Genomic DNA, 19,096 nt, shown 5'->3' with positions numbered 1-19,096 from the left:
ATAAACAATAGTTTTTCCTTTAGCGAATATCAACGTAAATAAGTGATTGTCAATGTAATTACTAAAATTCAAATACCAAGTAAGGTACACACTTTGTTATTCTGCAGGAATCCGGGATTGTCTTATAGAGATTAAATGATAAAAATCTTGCCTAATTGCTAAGGAATAAAACCTGCCACCTAAATTACTACCTTTGCATCATGGAACTACAATCAATTTATCAAAAACTGCAGATTAAGGATATGAATCAGATGCAGAAATCTACATATAAAGCTACGGAAAACAATCAAGACGTTGTTTTACTCTCCCCTACAGGTTCAGGAAAAACACTTGCCTTTTTATTTCCGGTTCTTCGAAATCTAAAAAAAGATATGCATGGAATTCAAGCTTTAATATTAGTTCCTGCAAGAGAACTGGCATTGCAGATTGAGCAGGTTTTCAAATCAATGGGGACAGATTTTAAAGTTTCCGTTTGTTATGGAGGCCACGATAAAAAAATCGAGGTTAATAATCTGATTGAAGCTCCCGCCGTATTGATAGGAACTCCCGGCAGAGTTGTTTATCACTTGAGAAATAACAATTTTGATCAGAAAACAATTCAGACCCTGGTATTGGATGAGTTTGACAAAGCATTAGAACTGGGCTTTCATGAGGATATGGAATTTATTTCCAACTCTTTAAAAGGAGTTTCACAAAGAATCCTGACTTCCGCAACAGCGATGGATGAAATTCCAAAGTTTACAGGCTTAAAAAATGAAAAACTTGTTGATTTTCTGAAATTAAGTGACGTAAAACCGGATATTCAATTGCGAAAAGTAATGACGATTTCTGAAGAAAAACTGGATACTTTGTTCAGTTTGATTTGTAAAATAGGAAACAAAAGAACACTGATTTTCTGTAATCACCGTGAAGCCGTTGATCGTATTTCAGAACTTTTACGTGAAAAAGGAATTGACAGAGAAACTTTCCACGGCGGAATGGAACAAGATGAAAGAGAGCGTGCTTTATTGAAATTCAGAAATGATTCTGCGAGAGTTTTAATTACAACCGATTTAGCTTCAAGAGGTTTAGACGTTCCTGAGGTTGAATCTATTGTTCATTATCAATTACCTCCAAAAGAAGATGCTTTTATTCACAGAAACGGCCGTACAGCGAGAATGAATGCAAAAGGTTTTGCGTATTTAATAATGACGCCGGACGAAAACTTCCCTTTTATTAAAAACAATACTCCCGAAGAAAGTGTTGTAGGATTTAATAAAGTTCCTGAAAAAACACCTTTCCAAACGATTTACATCAGTGCCGGAAAAAAAGATAAAGTGAATAAAGTGGATATCGTAGGTTATTTACTTAAAAAAGGTGAGCTTCAAAAAGAAGATGTTGGTATAATTGAAGTAAAAGATACCACTTCTTACGTTGCTGTTTCGAGAAATAAAGTGAATGCCGTTCTGAGAAAGCTTGCCAACGAAAAATTAAAAGGCAGGAAAGTAAAAATGGAGGTTGCTTATTAAAAAAATAAAATGTCATTGCGAGGAGCAAACTGACGAAGCAATCTCACGTAAATTTCTTTAAATTTTATTTTTGAGATTGCTCCACCTTCGATTCGCAATGACAGAGAATATTATTTTACCCCCTTCACCTTTGTCGGTAAAGTATACACCGATTTTGAAGCCGTAATGAACAAAACATCATTGTGCTTTCCTCCAAAAGTTACGTTTGAAGTCCATTCTTCTTCAATCGGAATGTGATAAAGCTTTTTTCCGTCTCTGTTGAAAACATGAACTCCTTTTCCCGTTAAGTAAAGATTACCGTGTTTATCAAGCGTCATTCCGTCTGAACCCATTTCGCAGAAAAGTCTCTTTTCAGATAATTTTCCTTCACCAAGAATATCATAAACGTAAGTTTTACCGGCATCAATATCTGAAACATATAGTTTTTTAAACTTTTCACTTCCCACAATACCATTAGGCTGAACAAAGGTCTCCAACTTAACAGTATTTCCATTCTTATTCCTGTAATAAAGGCTTTTGTGAGGAATTTCCTTTTTAAAATCAACCCAATAATCTCTTTCATATAAAGGATCCGTAAAATACATTCCTCCAAATTCATCATTCCAGACATCATTGGGACCATTCAGCCTTTTTCCTTCAAAGCTTTTTAATAAAACCTGAACTTTTTTATCTTTTGAAATCTTCCAGATTTCACCATTATCGTCTGAACATGTAATTAAATTATCATCTTTATCAAAATGCGTCCCGTTTGCACGCCCTGTCTTATTTAAAAATTCTATAATTGCGTTTGTTTTCCAGTCCCAATAATAAATTTTATCATTAGGCTGATCAGTAAAGTAAACATTCCCTTCTTTATCCGATGACGGACCTTCCGTAAAACTAAATTTATCTGAAACCCTATTGGGCTGTACATCTACATAAAACATATTATTATAATTTACTGATTTGCAATTAAGTAATACGAAAACCAAACCAATCCAGCTTATTTTAAAGAATTTTTTCATTCTACATTATTTTAAACTCCCAATTTACGACAAACTCAAATCAGATTCAAAGTTTATTTTCCCATTTTGAAACAATAGAGGTCACAAAATTACAAAATGTCTTAATTGTACTATTCTGTAAGAAGATAATATTAGTATTGAAAGTGTTTAATTCAGAGCTTTGCAGAGATCAGTAAATACACTATTTCAAGCTAAAAATATTTTAAAGGAGAATATAATTATAGAAATGAAATTCTCTTTTAAAACTTTCATATAAAACTCTAAGAAGATGAGCGTACAATCCGGGAACATTCAGACTTTGGATGTAGACAATGAAGATTTCAGAAATTCGGTAGGAACAATGGACGAAACCGGAAAAAGAAAATGGGTTTTTCCACGAAAACCTAAAGGAAAATATACAAACTACAGAAATTATACAAGCTGTATTTTGTTGGCTTTATTTTTCGGATTGCCTTTTGTGAAAATTAACAATAATCCATTTTTGTTAATGAATGTAATTGATAGGAAATTTTTCATTTTCGGACAGCCTTTTTACCTTCAGGATTTTTTCATTCTTGCTTTGGGAGCGGTAACTTTTGTTATTTTTATCATGCTTTTTACGGTTGTTTTTGGACGAATTTTCTGTGGCTGGCTGTGTCCGCAAACAATTTTTATGGAAAATGTTTTCAGGAAAATAGAATATTGGATTGAAGGTGACCGAAACAAGCAGATGAAGCTTGAACGACAGGAATGGGATGCCGAAAAAATCAGAAAAAGGGTAATAAAATGGTCTGTTTTTGCATTGATTTCGGTAATTATCACTCATTTTATGTTCATGTATGTTGTAGGTTACGAACAGGTTTTCAAGATAATGAATGAAGGACCGGCAGATCATTCTTTAAAGTTCATTGGGATGATCGGTTTTACAACTATTTTTTATTTTGTATTTGCATGGCTTCGTGAGCAGGTCTGCACTTTAGTTTGCCCTTACGGAAGACTTCAGGGTGTTTTGATTGACAAACAGACCATTAATGTTTACTATGATTTTAAAAGAGGTGAAAACCGTTCAAAATGGAGAAATAATGAAGACAGAAAAACGGTAGGAAAAGGTGACTGTATTGATTGCCATCAATGTGTAGTTGTTTGCCCGACCGGAATTGACATCCGGAACGGGCAACAATTAGAATGCGTAAATTGTACCGCCTGCATTGATGCCTGTGACGAAGTGATGGAAAAAATCGGTCTCCCAAAAGGATTGATTCGATATGCAACTGAAGCAGAAATAGAAAACCAGGATAAATTCAAATTCACATCAAGGATGAAAGCTACCACTGCATTTCTTGTATTATTGATAGGGTTTTTAGGATTCCTGATGTATGACAGAGGTTCAATGGAAGCAAAATTTATCAAGCCGGCCGGCTCAACATTTTTTACTAAAAACGGAAAAATAACCAATACCTTTATTTATACTCTTTTAAACAAGACCAATGAGAAAAAAGTAGTGACCATCAGACTTTTAAGTCCTCGAAATGGCGAAATTACATTTTTTGGTTCTGATAAAATAACATTGAAAGGCGACGAAATTCTGAAAGGAAATATCAATATTACATTTCCGGAAGAAGACATCAAGTTTTCAAAACAAAATATGGTAATCGGGGTATTCGATGAAAATGGCAACATGCTAGATTCTTTCGAAACTACTTTTGAGGGGCCGTTTAAACTTTTGCTTTAAATTTCAGGCCTTGTATTTTTTAATAAATTGCGTGGGAGTCATTCCGGAAATTTTTCGGAATACTCTCACAAAATAAGAATATTCTTCATATCCAAGCCTAAAAGCGATCTCTACAAGGCTTTCGTCAAGGTACATCAACATTCTTTTGGCTTCCAAAACCACTCTCTCTGTAATAACACCTGTTGCTGTTTTCTGAACTACCGTCTGGCTGATTCGGTTTAAGTGTTTTGATGAAATATCCATTAATGAAGCATAAAAAGCAATTGATTTTTCAGTGCTAAAATATTGCTCGACAAGACTTTCAAAAACCTGATAATGTTTAAAATAAGATAAACTAGCCGACGAAACCAAATTATCAAAGTCTCTTGAAAATTGTCTCGCTGAATTAATGAAAATCTGGGACATTAATGACAGAATCAAACCGTTTTTCATTATATTTTGAGAATAATATTCATTACCTAACATTAAAAATAAGTTGATATTTTGCTCCAATTCCTGTTTGTTTAACTGAAGTTTCCTGGGAAAATTTACAGATCCGAAAAAAGGAAAATTCCGAAGCTTCTGATTGACGTAATGCATCTCATAAAACTCCTGTGAACAAAAGAAAATATAGCCATCAATATCATTTGAAAGTTCCCAGCTATGAATCTGTCCGGGGGACATGAAAAAAAGGCTGCCTTCTGAAACATCATATTTTTGAAAATCAATTTCATGAATTCCGCTTCCTTTTGTGAAAATAATTGTGGCATAAAAATCATGCCGATGCGGTTTTTCAAGATGCTTATGTCCTACCACCAAATGATTCTTCAGGGCATTGAAATAAAAATCCGAAGTATTCTTACCTGACTGAAAAAGATCAATATGAAGCACCGAAATAGAATCCACAACAACTTTTATTTTAACTTCAAAATTAAATAAATTAAGCCATAAAAAAAGGGATTACATTTTTTTTCATTTAAAACAGGATGCTGCATTTTTATTGTTTGCTTTAATTACTTTGTCTAATGAATAAAGGCTCAAAATAATTAATTATAATTCAATAGCTCATACATAGAATTGCGTTAATATTTTTATTATCATGCATCAATAACTGAGTATAAAAATTCCACAAGTATTGAAATATGTCATCAAAATGATAGGAAAATCAAACTAAAATACTTTACGGAAACACATTATGTTAAATAATCAAATTATTATTGAATATAAAACAATGAAATACTGCGCCTTAAGAAGGTAAAGAAAAAAAATCAAATTTTCTCGAATATATATGCTTGCAGATAAGCAATATTTACTATATTTGGCGTACGAAATAATTTTTTTTCATCATTTGTGTTTTTTTAGCCTCCATTCTATTGGGGGCTTTTGTTTTTTTATAGTATAGTTTTTTCAGGTTACCCTCTTTTTATTTGTAGCGACAATCCAGTTATCTTTTTTACAAACAACACATGCGCCTCCTATCCCCTCTGTTTTTATTTCTGTATGCCCGCAAAATGTACAGGCATGATATCCTTCTTTTTTGATATATTTTGATGAACTATTCAAAGAATTGGGCATTGTTGACAAACCATATTTCACATTTTTATCTTCAAAGAAAAACACACTTATTTCGCCTGATATTTCCTCAATCGCCTGCTCTACCTGTCCTAATTGTGAAACTCCTTTTAACCTCAATTCAGAAAAAAATTCGTCGCTTCCCAAATTTTCCTTTTTAAAATTTTCAACAGCAAATTCACCATCTTTAATAAGACAGATTGATTTTCCTTCTACTATACTTTCAAATTTTTTATTTTTAGCAATAAAATAAGTAATGATACTGTAGAGTAAAATAATAACTACAAAAACAATAATCGATGAAATAATACCGACATCTTTATTAAACATTGGATCTCCTGCAGCTGAACCCAGCCCGATAATCACCACCAGCTCAAAAATAGACAGTTGTTTTACTCCTCTTTTGCCCAGTAAACGCAATCCTATGATAATAGTAAGAAACATAATCGCTGTACGCAAAATGATTTCCAGAAGAAATGACCATTCTTCGTGACCAAGCAAGAGCTCTTTCCAATCAAGCTGTAATAAAAAAGCTAAACACATAGAGGAATTATTTATTTTAAATTATTTCAAAAAACAAGCCAATAAGAATTAAAAGAAAATTCCTGTTTTATCAGCTTTCACAATGATTATTATCGAAAAAAGCATTTTTTAATTTAAAAATTAGTCCGAACTTTACGGAGAATATTCATATTATTCTGCATGAAAATAATTCCGCTAAAAGAAGGTAATTTCGCCACAAGTAAAACCAAAGATTTTACATTATTAACAGAAGAAAATTTCAATAAAATTGAAGGTATAAAAATGTCTGTTCAGCCTTTTCTTATTATTACAGAGAACGATTACATTATTTTAGACGCCGGAATCGGGTGGAAAAATGAAGATGGAAAATCAGTCATTTCCGAAATTCTCAAAAACGAAAATATTAACCCAGATAAAATTACAAAAGTTCTTCTTTCACACCTACATAAAGATCATATTGAAGGAATAATAATTCGTTCCGAAAATGGTTTCGAAGCCAGTTTTCCTAATGCTGAAATTTATATTCAAAAACGTGAGTTAGACTTTGCCTTAGAAAATAGAGGAAATCCTTCTTTTGATTTTGATACACTTGAAAAGCTGATTCTGCTACCCAACATTATTTGGATGAACGAAGATAAAGGACAAATCAATCCGGAAATTTCTTTTGAAGTCGTGGGAGGCCATACTCCTTTTATGCAGGTATTTTGGATCACTGAAAATGAGGAAACCGTTTTTTACGGTGCCGATAATCTTCCTCAGGAATCGTACGTAAAATATCATGTTGCTTATAAAAGCGATTATAACGGAAGAAAGACAATGGAGCTAAGACAGGAATGGCAAAAACAGGCCGAAGAAAAACATTGGAAAGTATTGCTTTATCACGATATAGATAAAACAATACTTCAATTTTAAGTTATAATTCGTTGAACCATTTATAAATATCAACATCCGAAGCAATATTCAGCTTTTTCCTCAACCTGTTTTTGCGGTTTTGAATAGCTTTAGGCGTGACATAAGTATAGGTGGCAATTTCTTTTGTAGATAAATTCAGCTTTAAATAAATACAGAATATCAACTCAGAATTCTTAAGATCAGTCTGTATTTTAGCTAATTTATCAAAAAAATCAGGGTAAACCAATCTGAATTTGTTTAAAAGACGTGGCGAATTTTCTTTCACTAATGATATGATCTCGTCTTGTGCAAAAATTTTTTGATTTAGCTCTTCCAAATTAATTTCAGGTTTATCGTTTTTCATAATATTTTCTCTCATCTCTGGGCTCTGATTTTGTTTTAGATTCAGAACCGATCTATTTTATCTGTTTTTGTAAAAAATTATGCTTTTTATATATTTGAATGTAATTTTTATTATCCTATCGTGTCTTGATTTAAAATAATTCTCCTAAATAGCGTTTAGATAGTAATTTTAAATGAGAACAAAGAAATAAAAAATGATTAGAATTTTGCAGAATTACAGTACCACATACATACCACGTCAATTTCAAATATTATATTTCAATTTCGCCGCTAAATTTTCACCAAACACACAAATGTATATGATTTGAAGATGTATTTTTTATGATTACGATCAACAGAAAGTACTATTTTTTTAATTATAGTTTAAAATACCCCTTCTTTCGAAATATAGGGTACCTATGTGGTATGAATTTTGAAAAACATTAACGAAAATTATTCTTCCTTTAGAGATTAAAAAACGACTTTTTAAATTTTAGACAAACTATACGTCTGAAAGAAATGGAATTCTGAACATATAAAAAATATTTATTAACCTGAAAAAAACGATATACATGAATTTTCAAACACTATACGGTGATTTCTGGACAGCCAGGAAAATAGAAAACACCTTTATTGTCAACCTGAAAGAGAAAGTAAGCATTAGAAAGGCACTGACAGACTTTATATTAAATCAAAACATTCAGGACGGAAAAATTGCAGGAATCGGAAATATTAGTAATGTAAAATTACGTTTCCTTAATCCTCTGACCAAAAAGTTTTTTAATGTAAAATTAAGAGAACAAATATTTGCCAATTTTACGGGAAACATTTTAAATAAAGAAAACGCCCCAATCTTAAATTTGGACGTTACGCTTGAAAATGAAAACAAGACATTGGCAGGTCAACTCCTGGATGCACAAATTTTAAATGACGGACAGTTCTTTTTCCATCCTTCACAAAGCCAGTCGACTTCTTTGGGAGATAATGACAATATTAATCTCGTATAAAAACGGCTTCAAAATTTCATAAGGAACTAATATTTTTTAATTAAATAATATTTTTTTAAAGCTTTTGGCTGCAAGATGTACTTGTACAGACCAATCATCTGCAGCATCACTTCCTGCGTCATCTGAAATATATTTTAAACATAAAAACGGGATTTTTTCCTTCATAGAAACCAAAGCTAAAGGATAAGCTTCCATATCTACAACGTTATAATCATCTTCACAATGATCCGTTTCAAAACTGTCATCGCTTCCGCAAATGCCTTCTTTTGTACCATTCAGCAAAAGACCATATTCTAATAATGGAGGTATTCCTGACAGGGGTGTTTCATACTTGCCAAATCCCAAACCTCTCACATCCATATCTCTCTGGATAAACCGGGTACAGCAAATAACTTCACCTTTATTGAAATTTTTACTTCCTGCAGAACCCAGGTTCACAATCAATTGAGGTCTTTTAAGATGTATCTGCTTTGTTAATTCCAGTGTCGCGTTTACTTTTCCAATTCCTGTAATGAGCTTATTTTTGTCTTCAAACTCTTTTCCTGCTTCAGAATCTAACGCAAAAACAAAAAGCGTCTCCGAAAGCGGAAAACTAATCCCGTTATTTATTTTAATCATTCAAATCGGTTGTTATAATGATTTTAAGAACTGCATCCGTCTGCGTTACAAGAGCTACCATCTGAAGCTAAATTTTCAAAAGGTGATTCTTCTTGATAGGTCTGATTCAGCGCATTTTCAAAAACGTCAACTGGTTGTGCTCCTGAAACCGCATATTTTCCATTCAACACAAAAAAAGGAACACTATTGATACCGTTGTTTTTCGCTTCCTGAATATCCTGGTTGACTTCATAATCAAGATTTTCCGAATTTAAAGCCTGTAATGCTTCCTGTCTGTCGATACCCAAATCTTCAGCAATAGAAACCAAAGAATCAATATCCGCAATATTTTTCCCGTCAACAAAATGGGCTTTAAATAAAGCTTCCTCCATTTCTGAATCCTTTTTATATTTTTTTGCTAAATGAAGTAATTTATGAGCCGTAAAAGTATTTGTAATTAAAGCTTTTCCAAAATCAAAATCAATTCCCACACTTTTACCCGCCTGAGCCACATGCTCCATCATTTGCCTAGCCTGACTTTCAGGAAAACCCTTCTTTTCTTTAAAATATGCTGAAGTACTCATCGCTTTTGAAGAATCTAAAGTGGGATCAAGCTGAAAACTTTTCCATTCCACATCCACTTTATTTTTAAAAGGTAACTTTTCAAGGGCTTGCTCAAAATTATACTTACCTATATAGCAAAACGGACACATCACGTCCGACCATATTTCTATTTTCATTTCTTTTAATTTACTTAATCAAAGATAGTTAATTTGCAGCTAATCAGGCATCGAGCTGCTCCTGAAATGCTTCAAGATATTTCGCAATATCGATACCGTCTGCCAATCCGTGATGCAGCTCTACCGAAACGGGTAAATACTTCCTGCCATCACGTAGAGTAAATTTTCCGAAGGAAATTTTAGGCACAGATTCAGTCTTATCAAGAGGTGTCGGATGAAGCAATGCGCTGAAAGAATTCCACGGAATAGTTGTATGCCTTATCAGATCTTTTCCTAGCTCACCATTATTCATTCTGATTCCTATTGTTTTCTGAACATCCTCTATTTCACTTTGTAATTCAGCATTAAAAATCTCAAAATCATCAGAATAATGAGCAAATGCAAAACCAAAAGTACCATCTTTCCGTCCAATCGTCGTCCCTGCGTGCACGATGTCATATAAAACTACCTGATTATCAATAATCCGTAATTTTAAAGCATCTACTGAGTTTACCGCAACCATAGATTTATGAAGATAGTAGGCAAAAAAAGAACTTCCATTTTCTTTCACTTTATGATAAGCTTTAGTACAGTCCACTTCCGTTGTAAAACCGAAATATGGGCTTACCATACGTGAAAAAAATTCAAAATGTTCCTTTCTGTTCCAGTTTTCGATATCAATTACCTTCATTACTTTTATTTTTTACAAATTTCCATAAGTTTTATCATTTTAAAAACTTTCAGAAACGGAATTTTAATTTTTAAATCTTAGTTTTAATTACAAAGTATGTTGCAATTTATAATCAGAGGGATTGATTTTCATCAGTTTTTTGAAATAATTTGTAAGATGACTTTCATCGGTAAAACCAAATTCAAAAGCAATCTGCTTGATGGTCATTTGCCCTGCCAGAATCCTTCTTTCTATTAATTTCAGCTTATAATCCGTGATATATTTCCGGTAAGAAACCTCAAAATTCCTTTTAAAATAAGCTCCAAAATAAGTTTCTGAAATATTAAAATTTTTGGCAATTGCTGCAATTCTAATCAATTCAGGTTTATAAATATTCTGATGAATATAAGAAATCAAATCATCCTTTTTCAAAGTATCATGACTGACTTTTATATTTAAAAATTTTGCGGAAACCTCACGTATTAAACCAAAAAGCGATAAAACCTGGAAAAAAATAATCGGAGAATCAGAAACTTTATTAAACTTATTATATTCAACAATATTTTCTACGGTCCTCTTTAAAATCGTCTTACATGGCTCATCGAAAATCAATTTTTCTTCTTTCAATGATGAATTTCTCATGATATCCATTGGAGAAGCAGGCGAAAAATTGTCGGGCGAAAGATGTCTGTTATTTTGAAAATAACTGTCATTAAATTTAATAAAACAAAATCTGGTGGATTTTTTGATATCAAAAAAGTGCTCATCTTCGGGCGAAATCAAATATAAATCTCCCGTTTTATACGGAATTACAATTTGATTAATATGATGATTTCCACAGCCTTTGAAAATATAGATCATTTCATAATAAGTATGGCTGTGTTTAGGAAACGGAAAAACAGCAGTTTCAAAAGTATCAATTTCTAAAGGCTCAAACTGTTTTCTTTTCATATTTTAAAATTACAATTTGTTAAACGATTTTTACAACCTTAAAATGATTTTTTTTGCTAAAATTTGTATAAGCCTTGAGAAATCTCGGAATTAAAATCAGGTAAATTGTCAATTCTCAATCGTAAATTTATTAATGTTCATAATTTTATGATTGACAGAAGATCATTCACAATAACAGATAAAAAATATTATTTTAAAATATGGAATACAGAAAATTAGGAAATAGTCAGCTGGAAGTTTCGGCAATTACCTTTGGAGCATGGGCTGCGGGAGGCTGGATGTGGGGAAGCACAGACAGAAATGATGCCATAAAAGCCATAAAAGCATCTTATGATGTTGGAGTAACTTCAATTGATACCGCTCCTGTTTACGGCCAAGGAACGAGTGAAGAAATTGTAGGTGAAGCCATTAAAGGGATTTCCCGTGACAAAGTTCAGGTTTTGACAAAATTTGGGATGCGTTGGGATTTGGCTAAAGGTGACTTTGCAATGCACAGCAAAGACAATAATGGAAATGCTATTGACGTGTATAAATATGCCGGAAAAGACAGCATTATTTATGAATGTGAACAAAGTCTGAGGAGATTAGGCACTGATTATATCGACTTATATCAAATCCATTGGCCAGATTCTACAACTCCCATTGATGAAACTTTTGAAGCGGTTTCAAAATTGATTGAACAAGGAAAAGTACGCCATGCGGGAGTCTGTAACTATAACGCACACCAAATGGCTGAGGCGGAAAAAACATTAAATTTAGTATCAAACCAAATTCCTTTCAGTATGGTAAACAGAGGAATTGAAAAGGAAACGGTCCCGTATTGTATTGAAAATCAAAAATCTATTTTAGCTTACAGCCCGTTGGAAAGAGGTTTACTGACCGGGAAAATTTATTCCGGTTACAAATTTCAGGAAGGTGATCACAGAGCAAACCTCCCACATTTTCAACCAGATTTTATTCAAAAAACTAATGAGCTTTTAGATAAAATCAAACCTATTGCAGCACAGCACAACGCAAGCCTGGGACAGCTTGTTTTACGCTGGACAATCGAAAGACCCGGAATTACAATTGCTTTGGCTGGTGCAAGAAACACTGAACAGGCAGTTCAAAATGCAAAAGCAATTGAAATCAATTTAAGCAAAGAAGAGTTGACAACAATTGACGGACTTGTAAATAATTTTTAAAGATATTTGTGAATGATCAATTGCCAAAATTAAGTTATTGGTCATTCACAATTAACCTAAATAATATAAAAAATGAACGAAGAAAAATTGGGTTTTATAGGACTGGGAAACATGGGACATCCTATGGCAAAAAATTTAGAGAAAGCTGGGTTTTCACTTTCAGTTTTTAATAGAACAACAGAAAAAGCAGAAGATTTTAAAGAAAAATCTAAAATTTCCAACACCGTGGGCGAACTGGTAGAAAACAGTGATATTATTTTCACAATGCTTACCAATGACGATGCTGTAAAAGCCGTTTACGAAGAAATTTTTTCTAAAAATATCACAGGAAAACTATTCATAGATATGAGTACGATTTCACCTGAAGCCACCAACGGAATAGCAAATGCAATCAAAATAAAGGAGGGATTTTTTCTCGATGCTCCCGTTGCAGGAAGTACAAAACCGGCTGCAGAAGGAAATTTACTTATTATGGTCGGAGGTGAGGAAAAAGATCTTCAGCGCGCCACACCTTATTTGCAGAAACTTGGAAAAAACATTAAACATTTAGGTGAAAATGGAAAAGGAATTGCCGCAAAATTATCAATCAATTACTTTCTTTCCATAATTTATCAGGGTTTGGCGGAAACAGTTTTATTTTCAGAAAAATTAGGAATTGAGCGCAAAGATATGCTTGGAATCATCAATGAAAGTGCAAGCGGAAGTGGTGCTACAAAAGTAAAAACACCGCTATTGGAAAGTGAAAATTATTCACCTGCTTTTGCTTTAGATTTGATGTTGAAAGATATTCTCCTGGCAAAAAATTCGGGAGCAGATTTTCCTCTTTCAAAAACTTTGATTGAGACTTATCAGGCTGCTCATGATAAGGGTTTTGGTAAAGATGATGTAATCGGTATTATTAATTATCTAAAAGAATAAATTAACTAAAATAAATTGCATGAAAGATTTTAAAACTTCATTTTTCTTTTTAAGGCTTCCAGTCGCAATTTCATTATTAGGACACGGTTTAGTCCGTCTTCCAAAACTGGCTTCATTCAGCGAATGGATGCTTACATCCATGGAAAAATCAGCAATTCCGGCTGCTTTGATAGTTCCCTTCAGTTATATTTTACCCATAGCAGAAACAATTTTAGGTATTTTATTGTTAATTAATTTTAAAATAAAATACACCTTATATTCTGCGTTAACTTTAATGAGTATTTTGATTTTCGGAAGCTGTTCTATTGAAAACTGGTCAGCAATTGAAGCACAGTTATTGCATTCGTTTTATCTGTTTGGGTTGTTTTGGTTTTATGAAAAATTTAAAACAGGAATCAGCGACCATGAAAAATATTAGTTTCTTGAGCATATTATTCATTTTAATTATTAATACTATGAGTGCACAAATTTTTAAAGGTAACAATTGGTCAGCTAAAAAAGTTGATAACACTTATATTGTCAGTATAAAAGATAAATCAAGCATTGTAGAAGCATTAACAGATTTCGTTAATGCTCAAAATATCAAAGCAGGACAAATTACCGGAATCGGTGCTGTAAATGAAGCTACTTTACGCTTTTTCGAACCTTCAACTAAAAACTACGTCGATAAGACATTTAATGAGCAGATGGAAGTTACCAATATCACAGGAAATATTTCCGAAATAGAAGGAAAACCCGTGCTTCACCTTCATATAACTTTAGGAAGGAAAGATTATACCGCTTTAGCAGGACATTTATTAGATGCACATATCCGGGGAGCCGGTGAGTTTTTCTTTTATCCTCTGGACACGAAAGTTATAAAAGTAAAAGATGAAGAAGTCGGTATAAATTTTTATGATTTTGAAAAACAGTAGGATTATGGATAATTTATTTAAAAGGGTTCCTGAATACCACTTCTTTTTGCTTAGAATAAAAAATCGTTCCTTTGTAAAAAAAGACTACTTAGTATTTTAATGAAAAAATCAGAAGCAACCCGTTTAAATATCCTGCAGAAAGCATTTGAACTGATTTATACTAAAGGATATCAGACTACAAGCGTAGACGAAATCATTGCCACCACCCAAGTAACAAAAGGCGCTTTTTATTATCACTTTAAAACTAAGGATGAAATGGGAATTGCTATCATCAACGAATTGATGAAACCTAATTTTAAAAATAATTTTATCCTTCCCTTACAAAATGATGAAAATCCTTTAGATAATATTTACAATTTGATCTATCATATTTTAATGGAAAATGAGTTTCTAAAGGTTGAATATGGGTGTCCTGCTTCCAATTTTACCCAGGAAATGACTCCCTGGAATGTTGATTTTACCAAAGTTTTAAATGAACTTTCCCTACAATGGGAAAATTCGATGATCGATTCTATTGAAAAAGGCAAAGAAAAAGGTACAATAAAAGATGATGTAAGCGCAAAAGGTGTTGCGGTTTTTGTGATTTCCGGATATTGGGGAGTGAGAAATTTAGGAAAATTGGAAAACAGTAAAGCTGTTTATCTCGTTTATTTAAAGCAACTTAAAACTTATTTTGAAATGTTAAAATAATTTTTTACACAAAAACATACTAAATAGTATGTTTTTTATTATACCTTTGTCAATCTTTAAAATTTGATGATGTATCAGACGCTTACATTTCTGCATTCTACATTTCGCTGGTTAGTTTTAATAAGCTTAATTTATTCCATCTGTCGAGCTTATAAAGGTTACTTTTTAAATAAAGAATTCTCCAAAGCTGATGATATGGTAAGGCACTGGACAGCAACTATTGCCCATATTCAGCTCGTCTTGGGTATTACTTTATATACTCAAAGTCCGATTATTAAATATTTTTGGAAAAATTTCAGCGTAGCAAAAGAAACTTTTGATTTACTGTTTTTCGGGCTTATTCACATTTTTCTAATGCTTTTTTCAATTGTTATGATAACAATTGGCTCATCTATTTCAAAAAGAAAAGCTACTGATAAAGAGAAGTTTACAACCATGCTCGTTTGGTTTACGATTGCTCTAATCATCATTTTTATTGCTGTTCCGTGGCCATTTTCACCTTTTGCAAACAGACCTTATTTCAGATAATTATGATAGATTTATTCAAAACAAAAACCGGAAGATTGAGAATCATTGCCATCCTTGAAGGTATTTCACTATTAATCCTGGTATTCATCGCAGTTCCTTTAAAATACGGAATGGGTAATCCATCTTTTGTTAAAATGATGGGACCGATTCATGGAACACTTTTTCTGCTTTTCTTATTCAACACTTTGAGTGTAGGAGTTGAGCAGCAATGGAAGTTTAAAGAAACAACCTGGAAAGTGCTTTTAGCGTGTGTCATTCCGTTTGGGACATTTTATATTGACAGGAAAATTTTAAGTAAACTATGAAAAACGTTTTACTGTTTTTAGGAATTATATTGACAGTTTATATGGCATACCGGGTTTATAAATACCAGACATTAGATGATGGTTTGGGTACATTAATCAAAAACGGGGCGATAATCCTTGATGTACGAACAGAAAAGGAATATAACACGGGGCATATTGAAGGTTCAATAAATATTTCATTAGGCACAATCAGGGAAAGATACACAGAATTAGATCCAAAGAAAACTTATATTACCGTTTGTTCTCATGGTCTTCGAAGTGTAAAAGCTGAAAATATTTTAAAAGAAAAAGGGTTCAACCATATTTATAATGGCGGAGCCTGGAGTGACTTTGAAAAAAGCATTAAATAAAAAATATAAGGCTGTTCCGGATTGAATAGTCTTTTTCTATCTGAATGGACATATTTCTTTCAATAATGATTTCCCATAACTAATTTGGTCAGCTTTTTGGATTGTTAAATTTAAACCAAATCACGCTACACCATTGAAATTAATAACATTCACAAATAAAGGCATTTATTGTCCTCAAGGTAAATTTTATATTGATCCCTGGCGACCTGTAGATTACGCTGTTATTACTCACGGACATGCAGATCATGCGCGTTGGGGAATGAAAAAATACCTTTGTCACCATTTTACCAAACCTATTTTACATCAAAGAATCAGTGAAGACATTGAATGCCAAAGTGTGGAATACGGGGAAATTATTAATATGAATGGTGTAAAATTATCACTTCATCCCGCTGGTCACATTATTGGCTCTTCACAAATCCGGCTGGAATATAAAGGCTATGTAAGTGTGATTTCAGGTGATTATAAAGTTCAGGATGATGGTTTAAGCACACCTTTTGAGCTGGTAAAATGTAATGAATTTGTGACGGAAAGCACATTTGGATTGCCTATCTACAATTGGCTTGAAGTTGAAGATTTAAATAAAAAACTTCAGAGTTGGGTTTTACGGAATAAAGAAAACCAAAAAACATCAGTATTTATCGGTTATTCTTTAGGTAAAGCTCAAAGAATTATGAAGGCAGTGGAAGGGCTCGGAAAAATCCACGTTCACTACTCCATCGGAAAACTGAATGAAGCTTTTGAAACCGTCGGAATCAATCTTCCTGACTACGAAATTCCGGATTTCCGAGAAAATGTAAAACATTTACAAAACGAAATAGTTATCGTTCCACCAGCTTTGCTGGATAGCAATATCATAAAAAAGATTCCAAGTGCTGCAACCGCAATTTGCTCAGGCTGGATGCAGGTTCGCGGAGCCCGAAGATGGCGAAGTGCAGACGCCGGTTTTCCAATGAGTGATCATGCAGATTGGAAAGGTTTATTACAAGCCATAAAAGCTACGGAAGCAGAAATCGTTCACGTTACGCACGGGCAAACCGAAGTTTTTTCCAAATACCTGAATGAAATCGGAATAAAAGCCGATGTTGTAGAAACATTATACGGTGAAGATGAAGAAAAAACAGAAAAAGAAACCATTGAAAATCCGGAGCCATGAAACACTTTGCAGATCTTATCAACGCTTTGGAAAGCACCAATAAAACCAATGCTAAAATTGATGCCATTATTGATTATCTGGAACGAGCTCCCGATGAGGATAAAGTATGGTTTATCGCTTTGTTTACGGGTAAAAGACCAAAACGAAACGTCAATACCAACTCTATGAAAGAATGGGCTTTGGAAATCACAAAACTACCCTTTTGGCTTTTTCAGGAAAGCTATTCTTCAGTAGGAGATTTGGGTGAAACTCTGTCCTTGATTTTACCTCCTTCAACGGAAAAAATTGACCGCTCCCTTTCCCAGTGGATGAATGATATTATTGGATTGAAAAATAAAACCGATGTTGAAAAAAAAGAATTTGTTTTACATTCCTGGAATGGGCTTGATTACACAGAGCGGTTAATTTTCAACAAATTGCTCGGCGGAAGCTTCCGTATTGGGGTATCAGGAAAGACTTTGATTAATTCTTTAACAAAATTTTCAGGACAAGAAGCAAGTACTCTGATGCACAGCTTAATGGGAAAATGGCAGCCCGGTGAGATTTCATTTAAAGAGCTCATTTCAGCGGAAAATATCAACCCTGATAATTCAAAACCATATCCGTTCTGCTTAGCTTATCCTTTGGAAAAAGAATTGGAAGAACTCGGAAACCCTGATGAATGGCTGATTGAATACAAGTGGGACGGAATTCGCGGACAGATTATCAGAAGAAATGATGAGGTCTTTATCTGGTCAAGAGGTGAAGAATTAGTTACGGAGCAGTTTCCTGAGATTGAAGAAACAGTAAAAGCAATGAAAGGAAATTTCGTTTTAGATGGAGAAATACTTGCCGTAAAAGATAATAAGGTTTTAAATTTTAATGAACTGCAAAAAAGATTAAATCGTAAAAATCTTACAAAAAAAATGCTTTCGGAAATTCCTATTGAAGTTTTCGCCTATGATTTGATTGAGCTGGAAGGAACCGATTTCCGGGAAAAACCAATCTCCGCAAGACGTGCGATGCTGGAAGAATTATTATTAAATGAAACCCCTGAAAACATCAAGCTTTCACAAGTAATTGACTTTGAAAAATGGGAAAATTTAAACCAAATCAGAGAAAATTCCAGAGAAATCAACAGTGAAGGGTTAATGCTAAAACAAAAAAATTCAGCTTATCATTCAGGACGAAAAAAAGGAGATTGGTGGAAATGGAAAATTACTCCTTTAACGATAGATGCCGTCTTGATTTACGCCCAAAAAGGAAGCGGGCGGCGAAGTGCCTATTATACCGACTATACTTTTGCCGTAAAAAATGGAGAGAGTTTGGTCACAATTGCCAAAGCGTATTCCGGATTGACAGACAAGGAAATCATGGAAGTCAGCAGGTTTGTCAATAAAAATGCGATAGAAAAGTTCGGACCCGTACGAACTGTAAAAGCTGAACTTGTTTTTGAAATTGCTTTTGAAGGAATTGGTTTCAGTAATCGTCATAAAAGTGGTGTAGCGCTGCGTTTTCCGAGAATTGTAAGGTGGCGGAAAGATAAAACTGTAGATGAAATCGATGATTTGGAAGAAATTAAAAAATTAATACAATAAT

General features: G+C 33.3%; 22 protein-coding genes. 14 read left to right on the top strand and 8 right to left on the bottom strand.

The window, feature by feature from the left end:
* Positions 1-200 precede the first annotated feature (200 nt).
* Positions 201-1,508: a DEAD/DEAH box helicase gene (locus ACM39_RS04980; RefSeq protein WP_048509909.1), complete on the top strand. Its 1,308-nt coding sequence runs from the start codon at positions 201-203 to the stop codon at positions 1,506-1,508.
* Positions 1,509-1,618: 110 nt separating this feature from the next.
* Here ACM39_RS04980 and ACM39_RS04975 read toward each other — a convergent pair whose 3' ends face one another.
* Complete coding sequence (locus ACM39_RS04975; protein WP_048509908.1) at positions 1,619-2,512, bottom strand: SMP-30/gluconolactonase/LRE family protein; 894 nt, start codon at positions 2,510-2,512, stop codon at positions 1,619-1,621.
* A gap of 268 nt (positions 2,513-2,780) precedes the next feature.
* Between ACM39_RS04975 and ccoG the strand changes: the two genes are divergently transcribed.
* A complete protein-coding gene (gene ccoG / locus ACM39_RS04970; protein WP_048509907.1) occupies positions 2,781-4,223 on the top strand; it encodes a cytochrome c oxidase accessory protein CcoG in 1,443 nt (480 codons plus the stop codon).
* A gap of 3 nt (positions 4,224-4,226) precedes the next feature.
* Here the strand turns inward: ccoG and ACM39_RS04965 are convergent, their stop codons facing one another.
* On the bottom strand, positions 4,227-5,108 hold the full coding sequence (locus ACM39_RS04965) for an AraC family transcriptional regulator (RefSeq protein ID WP_048509906.1): 882 nt from the start codon (positions 5,106-5,108) through the stop codon (positions 4,227-4,229).
* Positions 5,109-5,609: 501 nt separating this feature from the next.
* Positions 5,610-6,317, bottom strand: coding sequence for a DUF421 domain-containing protein (locus tag ACM39_RS04960; protein ID WP_048509905.1), 708 nt, complete (start codon positions 6,315-6,317; stop codon positions 5,610-5,612).
* Between the two features lie 159 nt (positions 6,318-6,476).
* On the opposite strand from ACM39_RS04960, the gene ACM39_RS04955 reads away from it, so the two are divergent.
* Positions 6,477-7,208: an MBL fold metallo-hydrolase gene (locus ACM39_RS04955; RefSeq protein WP_048509904.1), complete on the top strand. Its 732-nt coding sequence runs from the start codon at positions 6,477-6,479 to the stop codon at positions 7,206-7,208.
* A 1-nt stretch (position 7,209) separates the two neighbouring features.
* Here the strand turns inward: ACM39_RS04955 and ACM39_RS04950 are convergent, their stop codons facing one another.
* Positions 7,210-7,566 carry a helix-turn-helix transcriptional regulator gene (locus ACM39_RS04950; RefSeq protein WP_048509903.1) on the bottom strand — a complete coding sequence of 119 codons (357 nt, stop codon included), beginning with the start codon at positions 7,564-7,566 and terminating at the stop codon, positions 7,210-7,212.
* 535 nt (positions 7,567-8,101) lie between these two features.
* Between ACM39_RS04950 and ACM39_RS04945 the strand changes: the two genes are divergently transcribed.
* A complete protein-coding gene (locus ACM39_RS04945; RefSeq protein WP_048509902.1) occupies positions 8,102-8,536 on the top strand; it encodes a PCC domain-containing protein in 435 nt (144 codons plus the stop codon).
* 36 nt (positions 8,537-8,572) lie between these two features.
* Here the strand turns inward: ACM39_RS04945 and ACM39_RS04940 are convergent, their stop codons facing one another.
* The 4 genes from ACM39_RS04940 to ACM39_RS04925 all read right to left on the bottom strand — a co-directional run bounded on the left by ACM39_RS04940 (position 8,573) and on the right by ACM39_RS04925 (position 11,473).
* The gene (locus ACM39_RS04940) at positions 8,573-9,154 is read right to left on the bottom strand and encodes a nucleosidase (RefSeq protein ID WP_048509901.1); all 582 of its coding nucleotides are present in this window, start codon (positions 9,152-9,154) and stop codon (positions 8,573-8,575) included.
* A gap of 23 nt (positions 9,155-9,177) precedes the next feature.
* The gene (locus tag ACM39_RS04935) at positions 9,178-9,873 is read right to left on the bottom strand and encodes a DsbA family protein (RefSeq protein WP_048509900.1); all 696 of its coding nucleotides are present in this window, start codon (positions 9,871-9,873) and stop codon (positions 9,178-9,180) included.
* Between the two features lie 43 nt (positions 9,874-9,916).
* Positions 9,917-10,543: a CatA-like O-acetyltransferase gene (locus tag ACM39_RS04930; RefSeq protein WP_048509899.1), complete on the bottom strand. Its 627-nt coding sequence runs from the start codon at positions 10,541-10,543 to the stop codon at positions 9,917-9,919.
* Positions 10,544-10,630: 87 nt separating this feature from the next.
* Positions 10,631-11,473, bottom strand: a complete 843-nt coding sequence (locus ACM39_RS04925; protein WP_048509898.1) for an AraC family transcriptional regulator — start codon at positions 11,471-11,473, stop codon at positions 10,631-10,633.
* Between the two features lie 200 nt (positions 11,474-11,673).
* Between ACM39_RS04925 and ACM39_RS04920 the strand changes: the two genes are divergently transcribed.
* The 10 genes from ACM39_RS04920 to ACM39_RS04875 all read left to right on the top strand — a co-directional run bounded on the left by ACM39_RS04920 (position 11,674) and on the right by ACM39_RS04875 (position 19,095).
* The gene (locus tag ACM39_RS04920; protein WP_048509897.1) at positions 11,674-12,657 is read left to right on the top strand and encodes an aldo/keto reductase; all 984 of its coding nucleotides are present in this window, start codon (positions 11,674-11,676) and stop codon (positions 12,655-12,657) included.
* Positions 12,658-12,729: 72 nt separating this feature from the next.
* Positions 12,730-13,575, top strand: a complete 846-nt coding sequence (locus ACM39_RS04915; RefSeq protein ID WP_048509896.1) for an NAD(P)-dependent oxidoreductase — start codon at positions 12,730-12,732, stop codon at positions 13,573-13,575.
* A 19-nt stretch (positions 13,576-13,594) separates the two neighbouring features.
* Positions 13,595-13,993, top strand: a complete 399-nt coding sequence (locus ACM39_RS04910; protein ID WP_048509895.1) for a MauE/DoxX family redox-associated membrane protein — start codon at positions 13,595-13,597, stop codon at positions 13,991-13,993.
* Between the two features lie 37 nt (positions 13,994-14,030).
* Entirely contained in the window at positions 14,031-14,489 is a 459-nt protein-coding gene (locus tag ACM39_RS04905) for a PPC domain-containing DNA-binding protein (RefSeq protein ID WP_048509954.1), read from the top strand.
* Between the two features lie 99 nt (positions 14,490-14,588).
* Positions 14,589-15,179 carry a TetR/AcrR family transcriptional regulator gene (locus ACM39_RS04900; protein WP_048509894.1) on the top strand — a complete coding sequence of 197 codons (591 nt, stop codon included), beginning with the start codon at positions 14,589-14,591 and terminating at the stop codon, positions 15,177-15,179.
* Between the two features lie 66 nt (positions 15,180-15,245).
* Positions 15,246-15,707: a hypothetical protein gene (locus tag ACM39_RS04895; RefSeq protein ID WP_228377057.1), complete on the top strand. Its 462-nt coding sequence runs from the start codon at positions 15,246-15,248 to the stop codon at positions 15,705-15,707.
* A gap of 2 nt (positions 15,708-15,709) precedes the next feature.
* Entirely contained in the window at positions 15,710-16,012 is a 303-nt protein-coding gene (locus ACM39_RS04890) for a DUF3817 domain-containing protein (RefSeq protein WP_048509892.1), read from the top strand.
* The gene (locus tag ACM39_RS04885) at positions 16,009-16,362 is read left to right on the top strand and encodes a rhodanese-like domain-containing protein (protein ID WP_048509891.1); all 354 of its coding nucleotides are present in this window, start codon (positions 16,009-16,011) and stop codon (positions 16,360-16,362) included. The genes ACM39_RS04890 and ACM39_RS04885 overlap by 4 nt, the downstream gene beginning before the upstream one ends.
* Before the next feature lie 133 nt (positions 16,363-16,495).
* A complete protein-coding gene (locus tag ACM39_RS04880; RefSeq protein WP_048509890.1) occupies positions 16,496-17,518 on the top strand; it encodes a ligase-associated DNA damage response exonuclease in 1,023 nt (340 codons plus the stop codon).
* Entirely contained in the window at positions 17,515-19,095 is a 1,581-nt protein-coding gene (locus ACM39_RS04875) for an ATP-dependent DNA ligase (protein WP_048509889.1), read from the top strand. Before ACM39_RS04880 ends, ACM39_RS04875 begins: the two co-directional genes overlap by 4 nt.
* Position 19,096 lies beyond the last annotated feature (1 nt).

The organism is Chryseobacterium sp. FH2 (genome assembly GCF_001045455.1).
GTDB lineage: Bacteria > Bacteroidota > Bacteroidia > Flavobacteriales > Weeksellaceae > Chryseobacterium.
This window is presented reverse-complemented; position numbering and strand designations above follow the sequence as displayed.